Below are 22,248 nucleotides of genomic sequence, written 5' to 3'. Positions count from 1 at the left end.
GGGGCCGCGGGCGGCCGCAGTCATCTTTAGTTGTCTTTTCTAGACATTCCGAAAATTTAGTTGTACGATGACTGACAACAACATCAGATCAGTCATCCCACTTCGCTGACGCCGTGCTGCGACCGGGTGCCTGGTCTTCCAACAGGAGACCGTATGACCTTGTCCCGACGCCGTTTGCTGGCCGCAGCCGCGCCCGCCGCCCTGCTGGCCAGCCCCGCCTGGGTGGGGGCCCAGACCTGGCCGGCCCGCCCGATCCGCATCGTGGTGCCTTACCCGCCGGGGGGCTCGTCCGACATCATTGCCCGGGCCTTGAGCCAGCCGCTGTCCGAGGCCCTGGGGCAGCCCGTGGTCATCGACAACAAACCCGGTGCCAATGGCAATCTGGGGGCCGACCTGGTGGCCCACAGCGCCCCCGACGGCTACACCCTGTTGTTGTGCGATGTGGGTGCGCTGGCCATCAGCCCCTCGGTGTACACCCGCCTGGGTTTTGATCCCTCCAAGGACCTGCGTGGCGTGACCATGCTGGCTTATTCGCCCCATCTGTTGGTGGTGCACCCCTCGGTGCCGGTGAACAACCTGGCCGAGTTGGTGGCGTATTCCAAGAAGACCGATCTCAACTTTGCCGTCACGGCCACCGGCAGTGCGGCGCACCTGGCCGGTGTGGCGGTGCAGCGTGCCAGCGGTGCGCGCTGGGAATACGTGCCCTACAAGGGCGGCGTGCAGGCCGTGTCGGACACGGTGGCGGGCCAGACCCAGGTGCTCATGAACGGCATGCTGGCCACCTACCCCCAGGTGCAGACCGGCAAGCTCAAGCTGCTGGGCGTGTCCAAGGCCACCCGCATGCCCTTGGTGGGGCAGGTACCCACGTTGGCAGAACAAGGCCTGAGCGGATTCGAGTCGGGCACCTGGCAGGGCGTGCGCGTGGCGCGCGGCACGCCCGACGCCATCGTCAACCGGCTGAACCAGGAACTGATCCGCATCATCCGTTCGCCCGACATCCGCTCGCGGCTGGCCGGGCAGGGCGCCGAGGTGGTGACCTTGGCCCCGGCCGAAGAAGAGCAGTTCTTCAACAACGAACGCAAGCGCTGGGCCCAGGTGGTCCAGGCCGCCCGGATCCGGCTCGACTGACCGGGTCGTCCTTTCCCTTTTTGTCTTTTCCTTCCTCATCCCTTTTTCTCTGGAGCATTCAAATGACCCCTCAAGAACTCAAGACCATCATGGGCTCGGGCCTGCTGTCCTTCCCGCTGACCGACTTCGACGCTGAAGGCAACTTCAACCAGAAGGGCTACATCGAACGCCTCGAATGGCTGGCCCCCTACGGCGCCAGCGCCCTGTTCGCCGCCGGTGGCACGGGTGAGTTCTTCTCGCTGACGGCTGATGAGTACCCCGGCATCATCAAGACTGCTGTGGACACCTGCCGTGGCGTGGTGCCCATCATTGCCGGTGCCGGTGGCCCCACCCGCTTTGCCATCCAGTGCGCCCAGGCCGCCGAAAAGGCCGGTGCCCATGGCGTGCTGCTGCTGCCGCACTACCTGACCGAAGCCGGCCAGGAAGGCCTGATCGCCCACGTCGAAGCGGTGTGCAAGAGCGTGAAGTTCGGCGTCATCGTCTACAACCGTGGCCAGGCCAAGCTGACCCCGGCCTCGCTGCAGATCCTGGCCGACCGTTGCCCCAACCTGGTGGGCTTCAAGGACGGCATTGGCGACATCGAACTGATGATGTCCATCTACCAGACCATGGGCGATCGTTTTGCCTACCTGGGTGGCCTGCCCACGGCCGAGGTGTATGCCGCCGCCTACAAGGCGCTGGGCACACCGGTGTACTCGTCGGCGGTGTTCAACTTCATCCCCAAGACGGCGATGGACTTCTATGAAGCCGTGCGTACCGACGACCATGCCACACAGAACCGCCTGTTGAAGGATTTCTTCCTGCCGTACCTGGAAATCCGCAACCGTGGCCAAGGTTACGCCGTGAGCATCGTCAAGGCCGGTGCCAAGCTGGTGGGCCACGATGCCGGCCCGGTGCGCACCCCCTTGACCGATCTGAAGGCCTCCGAAATGGAAGCCCTGGACGCGCTGATCAAGAAGCTGGGCTCACAAGCCCTCTGACAACAACGGCACAGCGATGGCTCCGTTGCGGGGCCACGCCATCCATGGAGACAACAACATGAAACGACGTCTGAATCTGGCGGCCTGCGGGCTCGCCGCCTTGCTGGCCTGGGCTCCTGCCCTCCATGCCCAAGGCGTACCTGACGAGCAGGCCGTGGGGGCCGCGGTCGAGCGCCTTCGGGTGGCCATGGTCGACCCCGACCGGGCCGCCCTCGAAGCCCTGGTGGCTGATGAGCTGAGTTACGGCCACTCGGGCGGCCGGGTGGACACCAAGGCCAGCTTTGTGGGCGACCTGTTGAGCGCCAAATCGGATTTCGTGAGCATCGAGTTGAGTGCGCAAAGCGTGCGCGTGGTGGGCGATGTGGCCGTGGTGCGGCATCGCCTCACCGGCGCTACGCTGGACCAGGGCAAGCCCGGGCAGGTGGACCTGCACGTGCTGCTGGTCTGGCACAAGCGGGAGGGGCAATGGCGGCTGCTGGCGCGCCAGGCCGTACGCACCCCTGCATGACTGGAGACAAAGCAATGACCACCGTGAATTCCAACTTCTCCCGCCGCGGCCTGCTGGCCAAGGGCTGCTCCCTCGGCCTGGCCCTGGGGCTGGGTCTGGCCGCCGGCCTCGCGCCGGTGTCCAACGCCTGGGCCGCCTACCCCGACAAGACCATCACCCTGGTGGTGCCCTTCCCACCGGGGGGCACCACCGACATGGTGGCCCGCCTGCTGGCCACCAAGATGGGCGAAAAGCTCGGCCAGACCGTGATCGTCGACAACAAGGCCGGTGCCACCGGCAGCATCGGCGCCACCTTTGTGAAGCGGGCCCCGGCCGATGGCTACACCGTGCTGGTGTCTTCGCTGGGCCCTTTTGTGATCGTGCCGCACCTGATCAAGGGCATCGGCTACGACGCCACCAAGGATTTTGACTACCTGACCGTGGCCGCCCAGTCGCCCAATGTGCTGGTGGTGCCACCGCAGTCGCCCTTCAAGAGCGTGGCCGATGTGATCGCCGCCCAGCGCAAGAAGCCCGACAGCGTGACCTTTGCCTCGTCGGGCAATGGCTCCTCGGACCACCTGAGCGCCGTGCTGTTCTGGCAGCAGACCGGCACCAGCGGGCTGCACGTGCCCTACAAGGGCGGTGGCCCGGCCATCAGTGATCTGCTGGGTGGCAATGTGGATGCCTCGTTCCAGAACGTGAACAACGTGATCCAGCACATCAAGGCCGGCAAGCTGCGTGTGCTGGCCGTGGCCGACGACAAGCGTGCCGCCGTGCTGCCCGATGTGCCCACGCTCAGCGAAAGCGGCGTGAAAGACGCCGACGTGCTGTCGTGGCAGGGCGTGGCCGCCCCCAAGGGCCTGCCCGCCGACGTCAAGAAGCGCCTGGTCGAGGCCTTGCAGTTCGCATTGAAAGACACGCAGATCAAGACCCGTCTCAACGAGATCGGCCTGGAGGTGGTGGCCAACACCCCCGAGCAGTTCGCCGCCAGCCAGGCCAAGGAATTTGCCCGCTGGAAAAAAGTGATCGAAGACCGAAAGATCACTGCAGATTGATGTCGCCCCCACGGTCGCGCACTGCGTGTCGCTCCCTGCCCCCCAAGGGGGCCCAACCTGCCTTCGGGCGGCCGGGCGGCAGGTGGGTGTTTGGCCCCCACGGTCGCGCACTGCGTGTCGCTCCCTGCCCCCCGAGGGGGCCCAACCTGCCTTCGGGCGGCCGGGCGGCAGGTTGATTTCCTCGTTTCCAGGCCTTGTGGCCAATGACCCGTGACGGCTTCGGCCGTCGTTCCCATTTATTCAACCTCTGTTCCACACACCATGAGCACTCCGCACCTGAACTTCATCAACGGCGAATGGCTGGCCGGCAACACCCTGGCCCCCAACCTCAACCCCAGCAACCTGGCCGACGTGATCGGTGAATACGCCCAGGGCGATGCGGCTCAGCTGGACTTGGCCGTGCGCGCGGCCGAGGCGGCGTTTCCGGCCTGGTCCACCAGTGGCATCCAGGCGCGCAGCGATGCGCTGGACAAGATCGGCAGCGAGATCCTGGCGCGGCGCGAAGAGCTGGGCACCCTGCTGTCGCGCGAAGAGGGCAAGACCCGCGCCGAAGGCATTGGCGAAGCCACCCGCGCCGGCCAGATCTTCAAGTTCTTTGCGGGCGAATGCCTGCGCCTGGCGGGCGAGACCATCCCCTCGGTGCGCCCTGGCATCGGCGTGGAAGTGACCCGCGAGCCCATCGGCGTGGTGGGGTTGATCACGCCCTGGAACTTCCCCATCGCCATCCCGGCCTGGAAGATCGCGCCGGCGCTGGCCTTTGGCAATTGCGTGGTGCTCAAGCCGGCCGACCTGGTGCCGGGCAGCGCCTGGGCGCTGGCCGAGATCATCAGCCGCAGTGGCATCCCGGCAGGCGTGTTCAACCTGGTGATGGGGCGTGGCAGCGTGATCGGCGATGCGCTGGTCAAGCACCCCGGCATTGCCGCCGTCAGCTTCACCGGCTCGGTGGGCGTGGGCCGGCGCATTGCCGAGGCCTGCGTGCAAGGCCACAAGAAGGTGCAGCTGGAGATGGGCGGCAAGAACCCGCAGGTGATCCTGGACGACGCCAATCTGCAACAAGCCGTGGAGCTGAGTGTGCAAAGCGCCTTCTTCTCGACCGGCCAGCGCTGCACTGCCAGCAGCCGACTGATCGTGACCGAAGGCATCCACGACGCCTTTGTCGAAGGCGTGAAGGCCCGCCTGGCCGGCCTGAAGATCGGCGACGCCCTGACGGCCGGCACCGACATCGGCCCCGTGGTCTCGCAGGCCCAGCTGGAGCAGGATCTGAGCTATGTCGAGATCGCCCGCTCGCAAGGCGCCACCGTGCAGGCCGGCGGCCAGCGCGTGGCCTGCCACACCGGCAGCGGCGCCGATGGCTTCTTCATGGCCCCGGCCCTGATCACCGACAGCACACCCGAGCAGCGCATCAACCGCGAAGAAGTGTTCGGCCCCGTGGCCAGCGTGATCCGCGTGAAGAACTACGAAGAGGCCCTGGCCGTGACCAACGACACCGAGTTCGGTCTGTCGGCCGGCATTGCCACGCAAAGCCTGAAGCACGCCACCCACTTCAAGCGCCACGCCCAGGCCGGCATGGTGATGGTGAACCTGCCCACCGCCGGGGTGGATTACCACGTGCCCTTCGGCGGCCGCAAGGGCAGCAGCTATGGCCCGCGTGAGCAGGGCCGCTACGCGCAAGAGTTCTATACCACCGTCAAGACGGCTTACACGCTGGCCTGAGTCGTAGGCGGCAGGCCATGCCGCAGCATGGCCCGGCACCCCCACCCGGGGCGATTAGGATGGGCGCCTGTCAACTTCGGAGAAGTTCATGCGCATGTTCTGTTGCCCCCGGTGGGCGGTCAGTGGCCTGTTCGCGGTCGGGTTGCTGGGCGCCGCAGGCCTGGCCACGGCGGCCACCCCGCCCACACCTTCCAGCCGCCAGGCTGAGGTGGCCCGGCGTGGCCCGCAGGTGATGCCTTTTGACCTGGCCGCCACCCGCCATGTTTTCACCGCCACCCCCAGCGGCGGCGAGCAGCAGGTGCTGGTGCGCCAAAGCGGCGACCGGGTGCAGCAGGCCCTCATCCGCTTGCACCTGGCGGCCCTGCGCGAGCAGTTTCTGGCGGGCGATTTCTCCGGCCCGGCCCAGTTGCATGGGCCCGACATGCCCGGCCTGGCCAGCCTGCGCAACGCCCCCCGCGGGCGGCTGCAGATCACCTACCACGATGTGCCCGATGGCGCAGCGCTGCGCTACAGCAGCCACGACCCGGCGCTGGTTGATGCGCTGCACCGGTGGTTCCGGGCCCAACTGGACGATCATGGCGACGATGCCATGGAAGGCATGGCAGGTCATGCCCTGCACCACGGCATGCACCACCATCCCGGCATGCCAGCCCAGGATGCCGTCAAAGAAGCGCCCTGAGGCAAGCCCCAAACCCCATGCCCGAAGCCGAATTCTCAAACCCCACCCGGAGACACCGATGAACCACCCCCTGCCTGCCACCGCCCTGCAACTGCGCTCGCTGATCCATGCCAGCGGCGAGCTGGAGATTTCGCTGGTGGACGAGCCCCTGCCCGTGCCCGGCGAGCACGAGGTGCTGATCCGCATCGAGGCCACCCCGCTCAACCCCTCGGACCAAGGCCTGCTGCTGGGCCCGGCCGACCTCAGCACGGTGCAGGCCGCGGGCAGCCCTGATCGCCCGGTGCTCAAGGCCCAGGTGCCTGCTGCGGCCATGCCGGCCATGGCGGCACGGGTGGGGCAATCGCTGCCGGTGGGCAATGAGGGCGCGGGCACGGTGGTGGCCGCAGGCGCCTCGGCCGCCGCCCAGGCCCTGCTGGGCAAGAAGGTGGCGGCCATCGGCGGCGCCATGTACGCCCAGTACCGCTGCGTGCCCCTGAACCAGTGCCTGCTGCTGCCCGACGACGCCACGGCGGCCGAAGGCGCCTCGTGCTTTGTCAACCCGCTCACGGCCCTGGGCATGGTCGAGACGATGCGGCGCGAGGGCCATACTGCCCTGGTGCACACGGCTGCCGCCTCCAACCTGGGTCAGATGCTGAACCGCATCTGCCTGCAAGATGGCATCGGCCTGGTCAACGTCGTGCGCTCGCCGGCCCAGGCGGCGTTGCTGCGCGGGCAGGGCGCGGTACATGTGTGCGACAGCAGTGCCGACAGCTTCAGCCACGACCTGACCGAGGCCCTGGTGCAGACCGGCGCCACCCTGGCCTTTGATGCCACCGGCGGCGGCACCCTGGCCGGCCAGATCCTGTCGGCCATGGAGGCGGCGCTGAACCGCAACGCGAGCGAATACAGCCGCTACGGCTCGCCCGTGCACAAGCAGGTGTACCTGTATGGCGGGCTGGACACCTCGCCCACCACCTTCCGCCGCAACTTCGGCATGGCCTGGGGCATGGGGGGGTGGCTGCTGTTCCCCTTCCTGAACAAGATCGGCCCCGCCGGTGCCGACGCCCTGAAGCAACGCGTGGCACGTGAACTGCGCAGCACCTTCCGCAGCCACTATGCGGGCGAGCTGAGCCTGACCCAGGCCCTGGCGCCTGAGCAGGTGCGCCGCTATGCCCAGCGTGCCACGGGCGAGAAGTTTCTGATCAAGCCGAATTGAGGCCGGCCTCAGGGCCCTGGGTGGGGGCGTGCGGCACGACCTGGCCCCGGCATTCGCCAAAGCCGATGCGGGCCACACCTTCGCGCTGGCACCATCCCCGCAGCACCACGGTGTCGCCGTCTTCCAGCCAGTGGCGCTGGGTGGGCCCCGGCAGCGTCAGGGCCTGGCGCCCGCCCTGTGTCAGCTCCAGCAGGCAGGCTGCCTGATCAGGCTCCGGCCCCGACAGCGTGCCGGTGCCCAGCAGGTCGCCGGCCTGCAGTCGGCAGCCATTGCTGCTGTGCTGGGTCAGCATCTGGGCCGCCGACCAGTAGGCGTGCCGGTAATTGGTCTGGCACAGGCGCAGCGCTGAGGCCTGGCCGGCCGGCAGCAGAAGCGCCTCCAGCTCGATGTCGATGGCGCCCTGCGTGGCCTGCACCGGGTGGTCCAGGTAGGGCAGGGGGGGCGGATCGTCAGCGCTGCGGGGCAGCGGCACCCTGAAGGGGGCCAGTGCCTCGAACGTGACCACCCAGGGCGAGATGGTGCTGAGAAAGTTCTTGGCCATGAAGGGGCCCAGCGGCACCGCCTCCCAGGCCTGGATGTCGCGTGCGGACCAGTCATTGAGCAGGCACAGCCCGAACAGCTGTTGCTCGGCCTGGGGCAGGTCGAGGGTCTGGCCAAGGGCATTGCCTGGGCCCACCAACACCCCCAGCTCCAGCTCGAAGTCGAGCTGCCGGGTGGGGGCATAGACCGGCCGGGTCTGCCCGGGCAGCATGATCTGGCCGGCGGGCCGTTGCAAAGCGGTGCCGCTGATGGCCACCGTCGAGGCCCTGCCGTGGTAGCCGATGGGGAGCCACTTGAACTGGGGCAGCAGCTCGCGCCCCGGCTGGAAAACCCGCCCCGCGTTCAGCGCATGGTGGGCCGAGGTGAAAAAGTCGGTGTAGTTGCCCACCTCGACGGGCAGCTGGTACTCGGCCTCGGCCTGTGGCACCAGGCAGGCCCGCCAGGCCGCTGCCTGGGGCGCACCGACCCGCAAGCCCCGCGACAAGGCCAGGCGCAGCGCCCGCCAGGCCGCCGGGCCCAGCGCCATCAAGGCGTTGAGGCGGGGCAAGCTGGCCGCCTGCAGGGCCTGGGCGGCGCCCGAGTCGAGGGGGCGCTCGTGGTCAGGCAGGGCCGCCAGGGCGGCCAGGTCCAGAATCGCATCCCCAATGGCCACGCCGCCCCGCCAGGCCTCGGCGCCCTGCTGGCGCCGGAAGACGCCATAGGGCAGGTTCTGGATCGGAAAGTCGGTGTCGGCCTTGTGGGCCGAGGCGACCCAGCTTTGCAGGCCGGGGTCGTGGGTTTCGTTCAACAGCATGAGAAGGTCCTTTTCGGAGGGGCGGATGGCAGGGTCTGCTTTCAGAACCGGTGTCGGATGCCCACGGCAAAGCTGGTGCCGCTGGCCTGGATCAGCGTCGGCGGCGCGGGCAGGGTGCGGGTTTCGGTCTGGTCCCGAGACAACAGCACGTAGACCTCGGTGCGGCGCGACAGAAAGTGGTCGTAACCCACGGTGAGCAGCTTGCGCGAGACGTTGCCGCCGGCCACCGTGGCCGGTACGGGGGCCACCGTATCGCCCGTGTTGCGCACCCCGTAGGCCGCCAGCCACTGGCCGGCACCCACGGGCAGGCCCAGGCTCACATCCCACACCCGGTAATGCACCGACTGGGGCGCACTGGCCGTGCCCCGGTTCTGGATCTGCCCCAGGTGGCCGTAGAGCTTGAGCGGGTTGAAGTCGTAGCTGGCAGCCCATTGCCAGGCGCGGGTGTCGTTGGCCGAGGTGCCGTCGGCAAAGGTCTGCGGGTTGCGGTTCACGCTTTGCCAGGCCAGTGAGGTGTTGAAGGCCCCGGCGTTGTAGGCCAGGCGCGCTGCAGCGTTGGGGCCGCCCTGGTTCTGCGAGGCGGCATAGGCCACCGAACCCGTCAGGCCGGCACGCACCGGGCTGTCATACACCACCGAGTTGGCCCAGGCCGTGCCGCCCGACAGCGGCGAGCCGATGAAGGTCAGCAGGTTCAGGGGCGAGAAGGTGGTGCTGTCGCCCAGCGCATTGCTGCTGATGGCGTTCAGGAACAGCAGGCTGGTGATGTTGCCCACCCGCACACGGCCCCAATCGGGGTGGCTCAGCCCCACCCAGGCCGCGCGCGAGAAATACGGGTCGGCCGCCACGTTCACTGGGGCTGGCAGGGCATCGCTGCGCCCGGCGGCCCCCGATTCGTTGCGCATGAACGAAGACAGCTCAAACAAGGCCGAGCTGCCGCCGCCCAGGTCCTCCTGGCCCCGGATGCCCCAGAAGCTGGTGGACAGCCCCCCGCTGCTGACCTTGCTCACGGCCTGTTCCTTGGCATTGACACCGGAGGGGCTGGTGAAGCGCCCGGCAGCGGCATCGAGCAGGCCGAACAGTTGCACACCGGGCTGGGGGGCGGGTTGGGCCTGGGCCGGGGCGGCCAGGGTCAGGGCGGCCAGTGCGGCCCAGCCGGAGGCCGGGTGCAGGCGTTTCAGGGTCATGGGCTTTGAATTTGTCATGTTGTCTCCTTCTGGTTGCTTGGATGCGCAGGGCGCAGGTGTGCCCGCGGGCCGGCCCTGGCGGGCTGGTCCGGTGTGGCGGGAACTGGGGGGCGGACACTGTCGGGGGCGCAGGCAGGGCTGCGCCCGACGTGTCAGCTCAACATCGGCTTATGGGCCCGGGGCAGGGGTGTCGGTCTGGTCCAGAAGGGCCACGGCGCGGGTCCAGCCCGCGGAAGCCCCTTTGACCTTGACCGGAAAGCAGCTGATGTGAAACCCGTGGGGCGGCAAGGCCTCGAGGTTGTGCAGTTTTTCGAGGTGGCAGTAGCCGATGTCGCGTCCGACCTTGTGCCCTTCCCAGATGCGGGATGCGTCCTGGTCGTCGGCATAGCGTTGGGCGGTGTGTGCAAACGGGGCGTCCCAGCTCCAGGCATCGGTGCCGGTCAGGCGCACGCCGCGTTCCAGCAGGTACAGCGTGGCTTCTCGGCCCATGCCACAGCCCGATCGGGTGTAGTGGGGCGAGCCATAGGCGGCACTCGCCCGGGTGTTGACCACGACGATCTCCAAGGGCTTGAGTGTGTGGCCGATGCGGGCCAGCTCGGCCTCGACCTCGGCGGCCTGCACCACATGCCCGTCAGGCAGGTGTCTGAAGTCGAGCTTCACCCCGGGCTGAAAACACCATTGAAGGTCGACCTCGTCGATGGTGATGGCACGCTGGCCGCCGTCCATGGTCGAGGCAAAGTGCCAGGGGGCATCCAGGTGGGTGCCGTTGTGGGTGTTGAGCTGAACCTCTTCCACTGTCCAGGCCTCGCCGTCGGGCAGGTCCTGTGTTTGCAGGCCCGGGAAGAAGCGGGCCAGGTCGGGCACGCTGCTGCGGTGGTCGATGTAGCGGATGTGGGGTTCCAGGCCCGGTGGATCGGTGGGAACGTCATTGCACAGCGGCATGGAGATGTCGATGATTTGGCGCGGCATGGTGGCGAGGCTCCGGTTCAGTGGGTGGGGGCGGCACAGGCGCCGCGCATGCCGTTGGCGATGAAGCGCACCAGCAGCGGGCCGGCTTGTTCATGGTCCCCCGGCTGGTTCTCGCCGCGTGACAGGCGCTCGATGCGCTGGTCTGTCACGTGGTGCAGCAGCGCCCCCAGGGCAAACTGGTAGCACCAGGCGGCCTGGCCCCGCGTGGCCTGGGGCAGGGCCTGGGCCAGGGCATCGATGAAGGCATGGGCCAGGGGGTCGAACAGCTCGCGGATGATGGGCTCGTCTTCTTCCAGGTGGTCGCTCATGCCGCGCGCCAGCATGCGCAGGAAGTGGCGCCCCTCCGTTTGAGATGCCACCCGCAGGGTGGGCAGCACAAAGGCGGCCACGATGGCGTCCAGCCGGTCTGCGGCGGGCTCGCTCTGGCAGGCCTCGGCCAGGGCCTGCAGGCGTTCGCCGATGTAGCCCGCCCGCTCGCGGAAGATCGCGTGGTACAGCGAGAGCTTGGGGCCGTAGTAGTAGCCCACCAGGGCCAGGGGCACGCCGGCCTCGTCGGCAATGTCGCGGATCGACACGCCATGAAAGCCGCGGGCGGCAAACAGCCGCTCGGCGGCTTGCAGGATGTTCTGCTGCCGGTTGGGTGCCAGGTTGGCTTCGCCGGCTGCCGTGGCACTGCGTGCCCTGGCGCGCGGCGCCGCCCGGTTTGGGGAGATGGGGGTGGGTTTCTTCGGTGTCATGGCGTATTTGTACGATCGTATAAATAAATTGAACACTCGTACAAACCACTAGGTTCGGATGCTTGGAATGCAATTTGTACGTTCGTATAATTTTTGCACAAACAGACGCGACAAGAGCACTCAAACGGAGACACACCATGCTGACAAGACGCCACTTCAACCTCATCGGCACGACCCTGGCGGCCAGCGCCTGGGCGGGGGCCGCCCGGGCCGCCGAGCCCAACCTGCCGGTGGCCAAGATCATTTCGGGCTTTCCCCCGGGCGGCACGCTCGACGTGATCGCGCGCCGGGTGGCCGACAAGCTGCGCGGTGCCTACGCCGGCGCGGTGCTGGTGGACAACCGGCCCGGTGCGGCGGGCCAGATCGGCGTGATGGCCCTCAAGGACAGCCCGGCCGACGGCAGCAATCTGCTGATCACACCCTCGTCCATGCTCTCGATCTACCCCTACACCTACCCACGGCTGCGCTACACGCTCGACGATGTCAGTGCCGTCTCGCTGGCGGCCCACATGGACCATGGCCTGGCCGTGGGCCCCGGCGTGCCCGAATCAGTCACCACCCTGAAAGACTTCCTGGCCTGGGCTGCCACCCATCCCGACGGGGCCAACTTCGGCAGCCCGGGCGCGGGCTCGATGCCGCACCTGGTCGGCATCCTGCTGAACCAGTTGACCCATACCGACCTGCGCCACATCGCCTACCGCGGCACGGTGCCGGGGGTGCAGGATCTGCTGGGCGGACAGATCAGTGCTTTCTGGGGCCCGATTGGCGACTACCTGCAGTACCAGAAGGTAGGCAAATTGCGCGTGCTGGCCGTGGCGGCCCCGGCCCGGTCCGTGTTTCTGCCCCAGGTGCCCACCTTGCGCGAGCTGGGGTATCCGCTCAATGTGCGTGAGTGGTATGGCTTCTTTCTGCCTGGCAAGGCTTCTGCCGACGTGCAGCGCCGGGCCGCTGAAGCCATCGGCCAGGCCTTGGCGTTGCCCGATGTGGTGGAGGCCGGGCGGGCTTACGGCTTGGAGATCAAGGGCTCCACCCCGGCGGTGCTGCAACAGATGCTGCAGGCCGATGCCCAGCAATGGCGCCAGTTGATCCGGCAGTCGGGGTTCACAGCAGAGTCGTGAACGGCTTGCGCTGAACGGCTGCAAGACCGCCCTCGGTTTTGCACCGACTAGGGCGCACGGTCCGTGCCCCGGTGATGGATGAGCCCCAGGGGCCTTGCACCCCAGGCGATTTGATGCCCTCACCCACGCCCATGGGCAGGCGTGGGGCACTTGGCCAAGGGGCTCTTTCCCAGGTTTCTTCTTCCCAAGCTTCTTCTTTCCAAACGCCTCTTGGACAAGCTGTCCGGGCGTCCTTTCACGCCCGAGCAAGCCCGCCCGGCGTTGAGGCTCTTCGCGCCTGAGGCACATGCTCGGCCCCCATCGAGCCCCCCCGTTCGAAACCGATGTGCTCCATGGCGGCTGCCTGCTGCTGGGGGCGGCCCTTGCCTGAGCACGGGGAGTTTGCAGCGCTTGTGCTGTGTAAATCCACAAAGTCACACAAACGCAATTTAACGCACATACCATTCACCAAGCGTTAACAAGCGACTTGGCGGCCCAGGCGCTGCGCAAGCCCCGTTCAACCCACCTGTCTCCGGGATATTCAAGATGACCAACCCTTCTTTGCAGTGCTGCTCCGCAGCGCCCAACAGCCGCGCCCCGCAGCGCCCGAACAAGCCCACCAAGCCGCTGTGGCGAGGTCTCGCCCTGGGCGTGACCCTGAGCCTGGGCCTGGCGCTGGTCGGCTGCGGCGGTGGCGGCAGCAACAACTGCGGCTCGGCCGGCAACACCCGCGTCCTGCATTGCGCACCCTGAGCCGGCTGCGCCGCCCGGGCTTTTCAGCAACCCATCACCGAAACACCGAACTGCCATGACACTCAACCGTCGCAACTTTTTGCGCTCTGCCGGCACCGCCACCGGCTCGACCCTGGCGCTGAGCATCTTCCCGCCTGCCATCCAGAAGGCGCTGGCCATCCAGGCCAACAACAAGACCGGCACCCTCAAGGACGTCGAGCACATCGTGCTGCTGATGCAGGAGAACCGCTCGTTCGATCACTACTTCGGCAGCCTCAACGGCGTGCGCGGCTTTGCCGATCCCTTTGCCGTGCCCGTGCCCACGGCCAATGGCGTGCAAGGCAAAACCGTGTGGTCGCAGCCCAATGCCACAGCCGGCGTCACGCCCTCGGTGATTGCACCGTTCCGTCTCAACACGGTGCAGAACTTCGAGGTCATGCGCGTGCAAGGCACGCCGCATTCGTGGAGCGATGCCCAGGGGGCCTGGGATCAGGGCCGCATGAGCTACTGGACCAAGTACAAGGCCAACCACTCGATGGGCTATTTCACGCAAGAGGACATGCCCTTCCAGTACGCGCTGGCGAATGCCTTCACGATCTGCGATGCCTACCACTGCAGCTCGCAGACCGGCACCAACACCAACCGCCTGTTTGCCTGGACCGGCACCAACGACGGTCTGGCCAAGGGCAATGGCCCCGCCACCTACAACGATTACGACTGGTTTGACGCCAACCCTGGCAATGACGGCGGCTACACCTGGACCACCTACCCCGAGCGGCTGCAGGCCGCCGGCGTGAGCTGGCAGGTGTACGAGAACATGGAGGACAACTTCACCGACAACTGCCTGGCCGGTTTCCACAGCTTCCGCGATGCCTATTACCAGCGCCCTGGCTACTCCGAGGCGCTGCGCCAGCGCGGCGTGAGCACGCGCGACCTCGACAAGCTCAAGGAGGATGTGCTGGCCGGCAAGCTGCCCCAGGTCAGCTTCATTGTGGCCACCGCCGAGGGCTCCGAGCACCCGGGCCCGTCCAGCCCGGCGCAAGGCGCGGACTACACGGCCAAGGTGCTGGACGCCCTGACCGCCAACCCCGATGTCTGGAGCAAGACCGTTCTGTTCCTGAACTTCGATGAGAACGACGGCTTTTTCGACCACGTGCCGCCACCGGCCCCGCCGTCCTATGCCAGCTACAACGCCGATGCGTCAAAGGCCCAGTTTGCGGGCGCCAGCACGGCTGACGCCACGGCCGAGTACCACGAGCACCTGGTGAGCTACCACAACTCGGCCGCCGAGCAGGCCTTGCTGCATCGCCCCTATGGCCTGGGGCCGCGCGTGCCCATGTACGTGATCTCGCCCTGGAGCAAGGGCGGCTGGGTCAACTCGCAGGTGTTCGACCACACCTCGGTGTTGCAGTTCATCGAGCAGCGTTTCGGCGTCATCGAGAGCAACATCTCGCCCTGGCGTCGTGCCGTGTGCGGGGACCTGACCAGCGCCTTCAACTTTGCCGACCCGGACAACACCGCCTTCTACAAGAGCCTGCCCGCCACCCAGGCGCTGGCCGACCGGGCCCGGGCGCTGCCAGGCCGCACCACGCCGCTGCCACCGAACGCACCGGCCATGCCGGTGCAGGCCAAGGGTACCCGGCCATCGCGCGCGCTGCCCTATGAGCTGCACGTGAGCGCGGTGTGCGCGCCCGCCAGCCAGCAGGTCAGCCTGATCCTGACCAACACCGGCAAGGCGGCCGCTGTCTTCCATGTCTATGACCGCCTGCACCTGGACGCCATCCCACGCCGCTACACCGTCGAGGCAGGCAAGCAACTCAGTGGTGTGTGGTCGGTGGCGGCGGACAACGGTTTGTACGACCTGTGGGTGCTGGGGCCGGCGGGCTTTCACCGCCATTTCAGTGGCAACGCCAAGACCCTGAACGCCAGCGCCCAGCCCAATCCCGAGATCCAGGTCTGCTACGACGTGGCCAATGGGGATCTGCTGCTCAAGCTGCACAACACCGGCAGTGCCAGCTGCAGCTTCAGCGTGAAGGCCAATGCCTATTTCGACGCCACGGCCCAGACCGCCAGTGTGAGCCCGGGGGGCGAGGCGGTGATGGCGTGGGCGCTCAAGGCCAGCGGCAACTGGTATGACTTCAGTGTCAGCGTGCCGGCCCTGCCCGGCTACACCCGCCGCTTTGCCGGCCGGCTTGAAACGGGTGAACACCTGATCAGCGACCCGGCCATGTATGGCGCGGCGGTGTCCGATCAACTCGTCATCAAGTTCTGAGCACCCAACGGTGTGCTGGCTGCGGCCTGGCCCCACGGGGCCGGCTGCGGCATGATCGAGCCCATGCTTCAAGAAAAACGTCACCAGCGCATCCTCGCCCTGCTGGCCGGCAGCGGCCATGTGAGCACTGAGCGCATTGCCAAGGATCTGGGGGTGTCGCGCGAGACGGTGCGGCGCGATGTGCTGGTGCTACAGACCACGGGCCGGCTGCGGCGTGTGCACGGCGGCGTCAAGATCGGCGGCCCTGAATCCGAGGCGCCGCTGCAACAGCGCCTGCAGACCAACACCTTGCAAAAGCGGGCCGTGGTGCAGGCCGCAGCCCGCCTGCTGCAGCCGGGCCAGTCGCTGTTCATCGATGCGGGCAGCACGGTGTCGATGCTGGCCGAGGAGTTGGCCTCGCTGCAGGGGCTGACCGTCATCACCAATTCTTTCGATGTCGCCCTCAAGCTGGCGGGCCCAGGCCACGAGGGCGCGCCGCGCCACCAGGTGCATCTGTTGGGCGGGCGACCCCGGCCCGGCCTGGCCGCCACCTATGGCGACAGCACCGTGGCCGAGCTGATGCGCTGGCGCCCCGACTGGGCCATGCTCTCACCGGTCGGCATCGAAGCCACCCTGGGGGCCAGCAGCTTCGAGCCGGCCGAGGCCGAACTGGCCCGTGCCATGGTGCGCCAGGCGCACCGCAGCGTGCTGCTGGCCGACGACAGCAAGCTCGGCGTGCAGTCGCGCCTGTCGTTTTGCACGCCCGATCAGATCCACGCCCTGATCACCAACCGGCGCGCCGCGCGGCACCCGGCCTTACTGGCCTTGCAGCAGGCGGGCTGCGCCGTCAGCTTGGCATGAGGCGGTATCGGATCAGTCGCTGGAAAACGTCCATCTGTTCAAGTTGCAGCATCTCTTGTGCAAGGAGTGCTTGGCCCTTTGCTTCACGCTCAGGCTCTGACGGCACTTGCGAAAGGCTGCACGGCCTCTCTCAGGATCTGCAGCAAATCGGCGCAGGCGGCCTGGATCTCGGCCATCGGGCCGCCGACGCTGAGCGTGAGCGGCTCGCGCTCCTGCCCGGTGGGCAGAAAGATGGCCAGCGCCGCGGCGCCCGGCATGGAGGTGCCCTGAGACAGCGCATACCCCTGCTGCCGGACGGTCTCCAACTCTTGCAGGACGGCTGGCAGCTCCCGCGGTTCCTCCGCGCTGCCGGCCTGCGCATTGGCCTTGCGCAGCAGCAGAGACACCTCTCGCTGGGGTAGACCGCTGAGCAGCATCTTCCCCGCCGCACTGTGGAACAGGGGGCGCAGAGCGCCGATCCGGGCGGTGAATCGGCCCTCCCGGGTGGACTGCAACACGTGCAGATAGCGCACGTGAATGTCTTTTCGGCACCCGATCATCACGGTGTGGCCGGTCTTGGTCAGCACCTGTTCCATCAAGTGCAGCAGGTGTTGCTCGCTGTAGAGCCGGTCGTGGATCCAGGCCGTGATCAACGCGACGCGCACATTGGGGATGTACAGGCCTGAGCGGGTGTCATGGTCCAGATAACCGGCCAGGGCCAGGCTCTTGAGCAGCACGGAGGTACTCGATTGGGGGTAGCCCAGCGAGCGCGAAATCTCGCCTACAGAACAGGGGCGCCGTTCTTCTGCAAAGAACTCCAGCAGTTCGAGGACCCGTTGTGCCGACTTGACCTGAGGTGCGAGATTGTTCATATCCGTGATATTTGATCACATCCATGATGGGCTGCGCGCTGACGAGGACCCCACCCTAAGCTGGCGCCACGCTCAAAAGCCGCCTCTGAGGCGTCTACAACATGGAGACAAAAATGACCTTTCCTTCACCTGCCTCGAGAAGGCGCCATCTGGCGCAGCTTGGCGCCGGCGCCATCGCTTTGCTGGGCGGCCTGCCGGCGAAGGCCGCTGGCTATCCCGAGCGCCCCCTGCGCCTGGTGGTGCCGTACGCGGCCGGGGCCGCTGGCGACCTGTTGGGGCGCATTCTGGCGGACCGACTGGGCCTGCTTCTGGGGCAGGCCATCATCGTGGACAACCGGGCCGGTGCCGGCGGCACGCTGGGGGCGGACAACGTGGCCAAGGCGGCCCCGGATGGCTACACCTTGCTGCTGGGCACTGACGCCTCGCAAGCCACGAATGTGTTCCTGAGCAAGCGTTTTCCGTACGACCCGGTCAAGAGCTTCACGCCGGTGGCTGCTGCCGCCACCAACCACATCGTGTTGCTCGTTCACCCCTCGTTTCCAGCCAGAACGGTGGCTGAACTGGTGCAGTACGCCAAAAGCCATCCGGGCAAGCTGAGTTTCGGCAGTTCCGGGCCCGGTTCGGCCCATCACCTGGCGGGCCAGTTGCTCAATGAGGCCGCAGGCATCGACATGGTCCATGTGGCTTACAAGGGGGGCTCGCCCGCCATGACCGATCTGCTGGGGGGCCAGTTGCAGGTCTTGTTTGCCAGCCTGTCCACCGCGCGCCCCTACCTGGACAGTGGCAAGGTGCGAGCCCTGGGGGTGGTCGAGGCGGCGCGGGTCAAAGGCCTGCCACAGGTTCCGGCGATCGGCGAGACCCTGCCTGGCTACGAGGTCAACTCTTGGTTTGCCGTGTTCGGACCTGCAGGGCTGCCCACGCCAGTGGTGGCGCGCCTGGGCAGCGAGATCAACAAGGTGCTGGCGCAGCCGTCGGTGGTTGATTTGCTGGAGAAAAATGGCCTGTCGCCCTGGCTCACCTCGCCCGAGGAACTGGCCAAGCGCCTGAAGTCCGAGTTGCAGAGCCGTGAGCGCCTGGTGAAGGCCGCAGGACTGGAGGCTGAATGACACCCCGCACCGGCCTACCTGAGCTGATCGTGGAGGGAGGCGTGGCCACGATCACCTTGTGCCGACCGGCACAGCGCAACCGTCTGCAAGCCGAAGATCTGCACGCCTTGATGCGGCATTTCCGCCAAGTGGAAGCCGACTTGGCGGTGCGGGTGCTGGTCATCACGTCCGTCACGGTGGGCCAGCCCCGGCCGGTGTTCTGCGCGGGATACGACGTGGGTGGCTTTGACAGTGCCGCCCACGACCCCCAACTGTTCGAGCGTGTGGCCGACACCCTTGAACACCTGCGCCCCATCACCCTGGCGGCGGTCAATGGCAGTGTGTTTGGCGGCGCCACCGATCTGGTGCTGGCCTGTGACCTGCGGGTGGGCCTGGCAGGTTGCGATTGGCGCATGCCAGCGGCTGCGCTCGGTCTGCATTACTACCCCAGCGGTTTGCGCCGCTATGTGGCACGCCTGGGTCCGGCCCTGGCGCAACGGGCCTTTCTGACCGCTCAGACCTTGGGCTTCGACCAGTTGCAAGCGGCCGGAGGGCTGCAATGGGTGCTGGCTGATGAAGCGTTTGAGGGGCATCTGCAGGCGCTGGTGCGTCAGGTGGCGGCACTGGCTCCGTTGGCGGCCCAGGCGACCAAGCAATCCCTTCTTGAACTGGCGGCTGGGCACACCGACCTGAAGCTGTTGCGTGAGCGCGAGGCCAGCACCTTGGCCAGCGCTGATTTTGCCGAAGGGCGGGCGGCATTCGCCGAGCGCCGTGCCCCTGTTTTCCGGGGCCTGTGAGCCCACCCGTGTCCTCCATTCATGAAAGCATCCCAATGAAGCAGCAACAAGCCATGGCCGCGCCCCATCAACCGCTTGCGGGGGTGCGTGTGCTCGAACTGGCCCAGATCATGGCCGGCCCCACCTGCGGCATGATGCTGGCCGACCTGGGCGCCGAGGTGATCAAGATCGAGAAGTTTCCGGGCGGCGATGATGCCCGCCAATACCAAAAGCCGGGCGACAGTGCCATGCCGCCGTCATTTCGCATGATCAATCGGGGCAAGCGTTCTCTTGCCGTGGACATCCGCACGCCAGCGGGCAAAGCCATCATCCAGCGCCTGGCCGGTCAGTGTGATGTGCTGACCGAGAACTTCCGCCTCGGCGTCATGGAGCGCCTCGGCTTGGGCTACCAGGACATTCGGCCGTTCAACCCCGGTCTGATCTATTGCTCGATCACGGGGTATGGGCGGGTCGGGCCCTTGGCGAGCAAAGGGGGGTTCGATCTGATCCTGCAAGCCTTCAGCGGGCTGATCAGTGCCACCGGCGAGCCCGATGGCCCCCCGGTGAAGCCAGGTGTTTCGATTGCGGATACCAATGCAGGCATCCTGGCGGCCCTCGCCATCGTGTCCGCCTATGTGCACCGGTTGAAGACCGGTCAGGGCCAGCATGTCGAAACCTCGCTGTTGCAGGCTTCGTTGCAGCAGACCTACTGGCTGGCGGCCAACTATTTTTCGAGCGGACGCGAGACCCCGCGCCTTGGTACCGCGCACTCGTTGATTGCGCCCTACCAGGTGTTCAAGACGCGGGATGGCGGCATGGTGATCGGGGGCGGCAACCCCAAGGCCTGGATCAGCATCTGCGAGGTGCTGGGGCATCCCGAGTGGAGTGCCGACCCCCGCTTCGACCATCCGCAAAAGCGGGTTCAGAACAGGCCAGCGCTGGAGATGTTGATCAACCAGGTGTTGGCGCAGCACGACACCGCCACCTGGTGCAGCCGCTTCGATGCAGCGGGGGTGCCGGCCGGCCCCCTCAACACCGCGGGGCAGGCTTTGGAGCACGAGCAATCGCGGGCCGTGGGCATGGTGGTGGACGTGCCGGATGGTCTGGGAGGTCGCAGCCGAGGTATCGGCTCTCCATTGACCTTCAGCGGTCGTTCTGAGATCGCCAGCAGCCCCGCGCCCCGCATCGGTCAGCACAGCCGCGAGTTGCTGAAAGAGTTCGGGTGTGCCGATTCCGAGATCGATCAATGGCTGCAGGCCGGGGTGGTGCACCAGGGATGATGGCGGCCGGCACCTTGCCAAGGCCTGTGAGGTCAGCGGCGGCCCTGCCGGGCTCGATCATGCCGGGCAGCGGCAGGGGGCCGTCATGTCAGTTTGATGCGGGATGGCAGCGTCTGGAGACCGGTGAAATCCCTCGCCAGTGCCAGGGGATTCCCCCGTACACTGACAAACGGTGCCGCTTTGCCGTGCCAGCGGTGCTCTGGGCAGCGCTTCCAACCTCACTGCGTGATCAAAAGCATGACGACTCTTGCAAGCATCGATCAGACCCGGGCCTGCCTTGCTGGCGCCCTGCAAGCAGGGGAGGTGTGGCCGGCCTTTCAACCTCTGGTGCGCTTGCGCAGCCGGCGGATTGCCGGCTTCGAAGTGCTGGCACGGTGGACGTCGCCTGTGCTGGGCGCCGTGTCGCCCGGGGTGTTCATTCCCCTGGCCGACGGTCTGGGCCTCTTGCATGAACTCAGTCTGCACCTGATCCGCGAGGCCTGCTCGCTGGCCCGCGACTGGCCGGGCGACTTCTACCTGGCGTTCAACCTGGCACCCAGCCAGTTTCTGCTGCCCGATCTGGCCGAGCAGATCCAGGCCACGGTGACCGAGGCGGGTTTTCCCATGAAGCGGGTGCAGATCGAAATCACCGAGAACGCCCTGTTTCATGACAGCCAGGTGGCTCGCCGCAGTGTGGACGCCATCAAGCGCTTGGGGGCCAGCCTGTCGTTGGACGACTTTGGCACGGGCCACTCCAGCCTGACGCGCCTGCAGTCCCTGCCGTTTGACGAGATCAAGATCGACGCCAGCTTTGTGCGGGATCTGGAGTCGGACTCGGGCAGTCTGAAGATCGTCACCGCGGTGCTCGGGCTGGGTCAGAGCCTGGGCGTGCACGTGATCGCCGAAGGCATCGAAACCGATCGCCAGGCCAAGCTGCTGCAGCACATGGGCTGCACCCTCGGGCAGGGCTACCTGCTGGGCCGACCGGCGCCTCACGCCCAGGCGCTGGCGCAGCTGGCGCGTGACGGCTGCCACAGTGGCCATGATTCGCCACTGGATGCGTCGCCTTTTCAGCGCTTGCACCAACTGGAGACCCTCTACAAGGACGCGCCGGTGGGCCTGTGTTTTCTGGACACCGAAATGCGCATCATCAGCGCCAACCCCAAGGTCATCCAGTACCTGGGCCTGGAGCGGATGGAATTGCGTGGCCGATCGGTGCAGAAATTGCTGAACCAGCCGGGCTCCGGCAGCTTGTTGGACGCGCTGGAGCAGGTGCGCGCCGGGGCCGAGCTGGCACCCACGGAATACCTTCACAAGGGCACCGGCTCGACCTTTCTGGTGGCCCACCAGCGCGTGTGCAACGAACTGGGCGAGTGGTTGGGCATCTCGCTGGTGGTGATCGACATCACGGCCCGGGTCACGGCCGAGCGGGTATTGCAGCAAAGCGAGGAGCACTTCAGGCGCTCGATCGAGCTGGGCCCCAACATCGCCTGGGCAGCCGGGCCGGACGGTGCTGTCGACTACATGGGCCCGGCCTTCGAGTGGACCCCGTTGCACTCGGCACAAGAGCGTTATGAACGTTGGCGCGATCGCATGGACCCGCAAGACCGTGACCGGGTGCATGCGGAGTGGTTGGCCCACCTGCCGAGCCGGGCCCCATTCAAGACCGAATTCCGCATTCTTTGGCCCGACAACAGTTGGCGCTGGGTGCGCAGTCAGGCCTATCCCCACCTGAGCGAGCAGGGCGAGCTGCTGCGCTGGTACGGCGTCATCATGGATATCTCCAGCGAGCGCCGACTGGAGCAGCGCGTGGCCGAACTGGAGCAGAAGATGGCCCAGTGGGGTGAGTCGCACGGTTTGTGAGGCCGTGCCGAGG

Annotated in this window: 20 protein-coding genes; 15 read left to right on the top strand and 5 right to left on the bottom strand. The window is 66.9% G+C overall.

What is annotated here, in order from left to right:
- The first annotated feature begins 153 nt into the window (after positions 1–153).
- The 7 genes from L880_RS0108215 (at position 154) to L880_RS0108185 (ending at position 7,237) form a co-directional block, all read left to right on the top strand.
- On the top strand, positions 154–1,128 hold the full coding sequence (locus L880_RS0108215; protein ID WP_027475272.1) for a Bug family tripartite tricarboxylate transporter substrate binding protein: 975 nt from the start codon (positions 154–156) through the stop codon (positions 1,126–1,128).
- Positions 1,129–1,190: 62 nt separating this feature from the next.
- Entirely contained in the window at positions 1,191–2,108 is a 918-nt protein-coding gene (gene kdgD, locus L880_RS0108210) for a 5-dehydro-4-deoxyglucarate dehydratase (protein ID WP_027475271.1), read from the top strand.
- Between the two features lie 58 nt (positions 2,109–2,166).
- Positions 2,167–2,616 (top strand): nuclear transport factor 2 family protein, encoded by a 450-nt coding sequence (locus L880_RS0108205; RefSeq protein WP_027475270.1) that lies wholly within the window; start codon positions 2,167–2,169, stop codon positions 2,614–2,616.
- A 14-nt stretch (positions 2,617–2,630) separates the two neighbouring features.
- Complete coding sequence (locus L880_RS0108200; protein ID WP_245615027.1) at positions 2,631–3,650, top strand: Bug family tripartite tricarboxylate transporter substrate binding protein; 1,020 nt, start codon at positions 2,631–2,633, stop codon at positions 3,648–3,650.
- A gap of 261 nt (positions 3,651–3,911) precedes the next feature.
- Positions 3,912–5,363, top strand: coding sequence for an aldehyde dehydrogenase family protein (locus tag L880_RS0108195; RefSeq protein ID WP_027475268.1), 1,452 nt, complete (start codon positions 3,912–3,914; stop codon positions 5,361–5,363).
- An 88-nt stretch (positions 5,364–5,451) separates the two neighbouring features.
- On the top strand, positions 5,452–6,042 hold the full coding sequence (locus tag L880_RS0108190) for an aspartate carbamoyltransferase (RefSeq protein ID WP_245615026.1): 591 nt from the start codon (positions 5,452–5,454) through the stop codon (positions 6,040–6,042).
- A gap of 58 nt (positions 6,043–6,100) precedes the next feature.
- Positions 6,101–7,237 (top strand): zinc-binding dehydrogenase, encoded by a 1,137-nt coding sequence (locus tag L880_RS0108185; RefSeq protein ID WP_027475266.1) that lies wholly within the window; start codon positions 6,101–6,103, stop codon positions 7,235–7,237.
- On the opposite strand, the gene fahA is transcribed toward L880_RS0108185, so the two are convergent.
- From fahA to L880_RS0108165, 4 genes are all read right to left on the bottom strand, one after another.
- Entirely contained in the window at positions 7,224–8,570 is a 1,347-nt protein-coding gene (fahA, locus tag L880_RS0108180; RefSeq protein ID WP_027475265.1) for a fumarylacetoacetase, read from the bottom strand. The genes L880_RS0108185 and fahA overlap by 14 nt on opposite strands.
- A gap of 41 nt (positions 8,571–8,611) precedes the next feature.
- The gene (locus L880_RS0108175; protein WP_245615024.1) at positions 8,612–9,772 is read right to left on the bottom strand and encodes a porin; all 1,161 of its coding nucleotides are present in this window, start codon (positions 9,770–9,772) and stop codon (positions 8,612–8,614) included.
- 150 nt (positions 9,773–9,922) lie between these two features.
- A complete protein-coding gene (locus L880_RS0108170) occupies positions 9,923–10,723 on the bottom strand; it encodes a cyclase family protein (RefSeq protein ID WP_027475263.1) in 801 nt (266 codons plus the stop codon).
- A gap of 17 nt (positions 10,724–10,740) precedes the next feature.
- Positions 10,741–11,460 (bottom strand): TetR/AcrR family transcriptional regulator, encoded by a 720-nt coding sequence (locus L880_RS0108165; RefSeq protein WP_027475262.1) that lies wholly within the window; start codon positions 11,458–11,460, stop codon positions 10,741–10,743.
- 137 nt (positions 11,461–11,597) lie between these two features.
- On the opposite strand from L880_RS0108165, the gene L880_RS0108160 reads away from it, so the two are divergent.
- From L880_RS0108160 to L880_RS0108145, 4 genes are all read left to right on the top strand, one after another.
- Complete coding sequence (locus tag L880_RS0108160; protein WP_027475261.1) at positions 11,598–12,578, top strand: tripartite tricarboxylate transporter substrate-binding protein; 981 nt, start codon at positions 11,598–11,600, stop codon at positions 12,576–12,578.
- Between the two features lie 525 nt (positions 12,579–13,103).
- A complete protein-coding gene (locus tag L880_RS0108155) occupies positions 13,104–13,310 on the top strand; it encodes a hypothetical protein (protein ID WP_027475260.1) in 207 nt (68 codons plus the stop codon).
- Positions 13,311–13,365: 55 nt separating this feature from the next.
- The gene (locus L880_RS0108150) at positions 13,366–15,561 is read left to right on the top strand and encodes a phosphocholine-specific phospholipase C (protein ID WP_027475259.1); all 2,196 of its coding nucleotides are present in this window, start codon (positions 13,366–13,368) and stop codon (positions 15,559–15,561) included.
- A 63-nt stretch (positions 15,562–15,624) separates the two neighbouring features.
- Entirely contained in the window at positions 15,625–16,401 is a 777-nt protein-coding gene (locus tag L880_RS0108145; protein WP_027475258.1) for a DeoR/GlpR family DNA-binding transcription regulator, read from the top strand.
- A gap of 89 nt (positions 16,402–16,490) precedes the next feature.
- On the opposite strand, the gene L880_RS0108140 is transcribed toward L880_RS0108145, so the two are convergent.
- The gene (locus L880_RS0108140; RefSeq protein WP_027475257.1) at positions 16,491–17,252 is read right to left on the bottom strand and encodes an IclR family transcriptional regulator; all 762 of its coding nucleotides are present in this window, start codon (positions 17,250–17,252) and stop codon (positions 16,491–16,493) included.
- Between the two features lie 113 nt (positions 17,253–17,365).
- On the opposite strand from L880_RS0108140, the gene L880_RS0108135 reads away from it, so the two are divergent.
- The 4 genes from L880_RS0108135 (at position 17,366) to L880_RS0108120 (ending at position 22,235) form a co-directional block, all read left to right on the top strand.
- Complete coding sequence (locus tag L880_RS0108135; protein ID WP_027475256.1) at positions 17,366–18,358, top strand: Bug family tripartite tricarboxylate transporter substrate binding protein; 993 nt, start codon at positions 17,366–17,368, stop codon at positions 18,356–18,358.
- Positions 18,355–19,134, top strand: coding sequence for an enoyl-CoA hydratase/isomerase family protein (locus tag L880_RS0108130; RefSeq protein WP_027475255.1), 780 nt, complete (start codon positions 18,355–18,357; stop codon positions 19,132–19,134). Before L880_RS0108135 ends, L880_RS0108130 begins: the two co-directional genes overlap by 4 nt.
- A 35-nt stretch (positions 19,135–19,169) precedes the next feature.
- Entirely contained in the window at positions 19,170–20,393 is a 1,224-nt protein-coding gene (locus tag L880_RS0108125) for a CaiB/BaiF CoA transferase family protein (protein WP_027475254.1), read from the top strand.
- Positions 20,394–20,630: 237 nt separating this feature from the next.
- Complete coding sequence (locus tag L880_RS0108120; RefSeq protein ID WP_043328856.1) at positions 20,631–22,235, top strand: sensor domain-containing phosphodiesterase; 1,605 nt, start codon at positions 20,631–20,633, stop codon at positions 22,233–22,235.
- Positions 22,236–22,248: the final 13 nt, after the last annotated feature.

It is taken from the genome of Curvibacter gracilis ATCC BAA-807 (assembly GCF_000518645.1).
Lineage (GTDB): Bacteria > Pseudomonadota > Gammaproteobacteria > Burkholderiales > Burkholderiaceae_C > Curvibacter > Curvibacter gracilis.
This window is presented reverse-complemented; position numbering and strand designations above follow the sequence as displayed.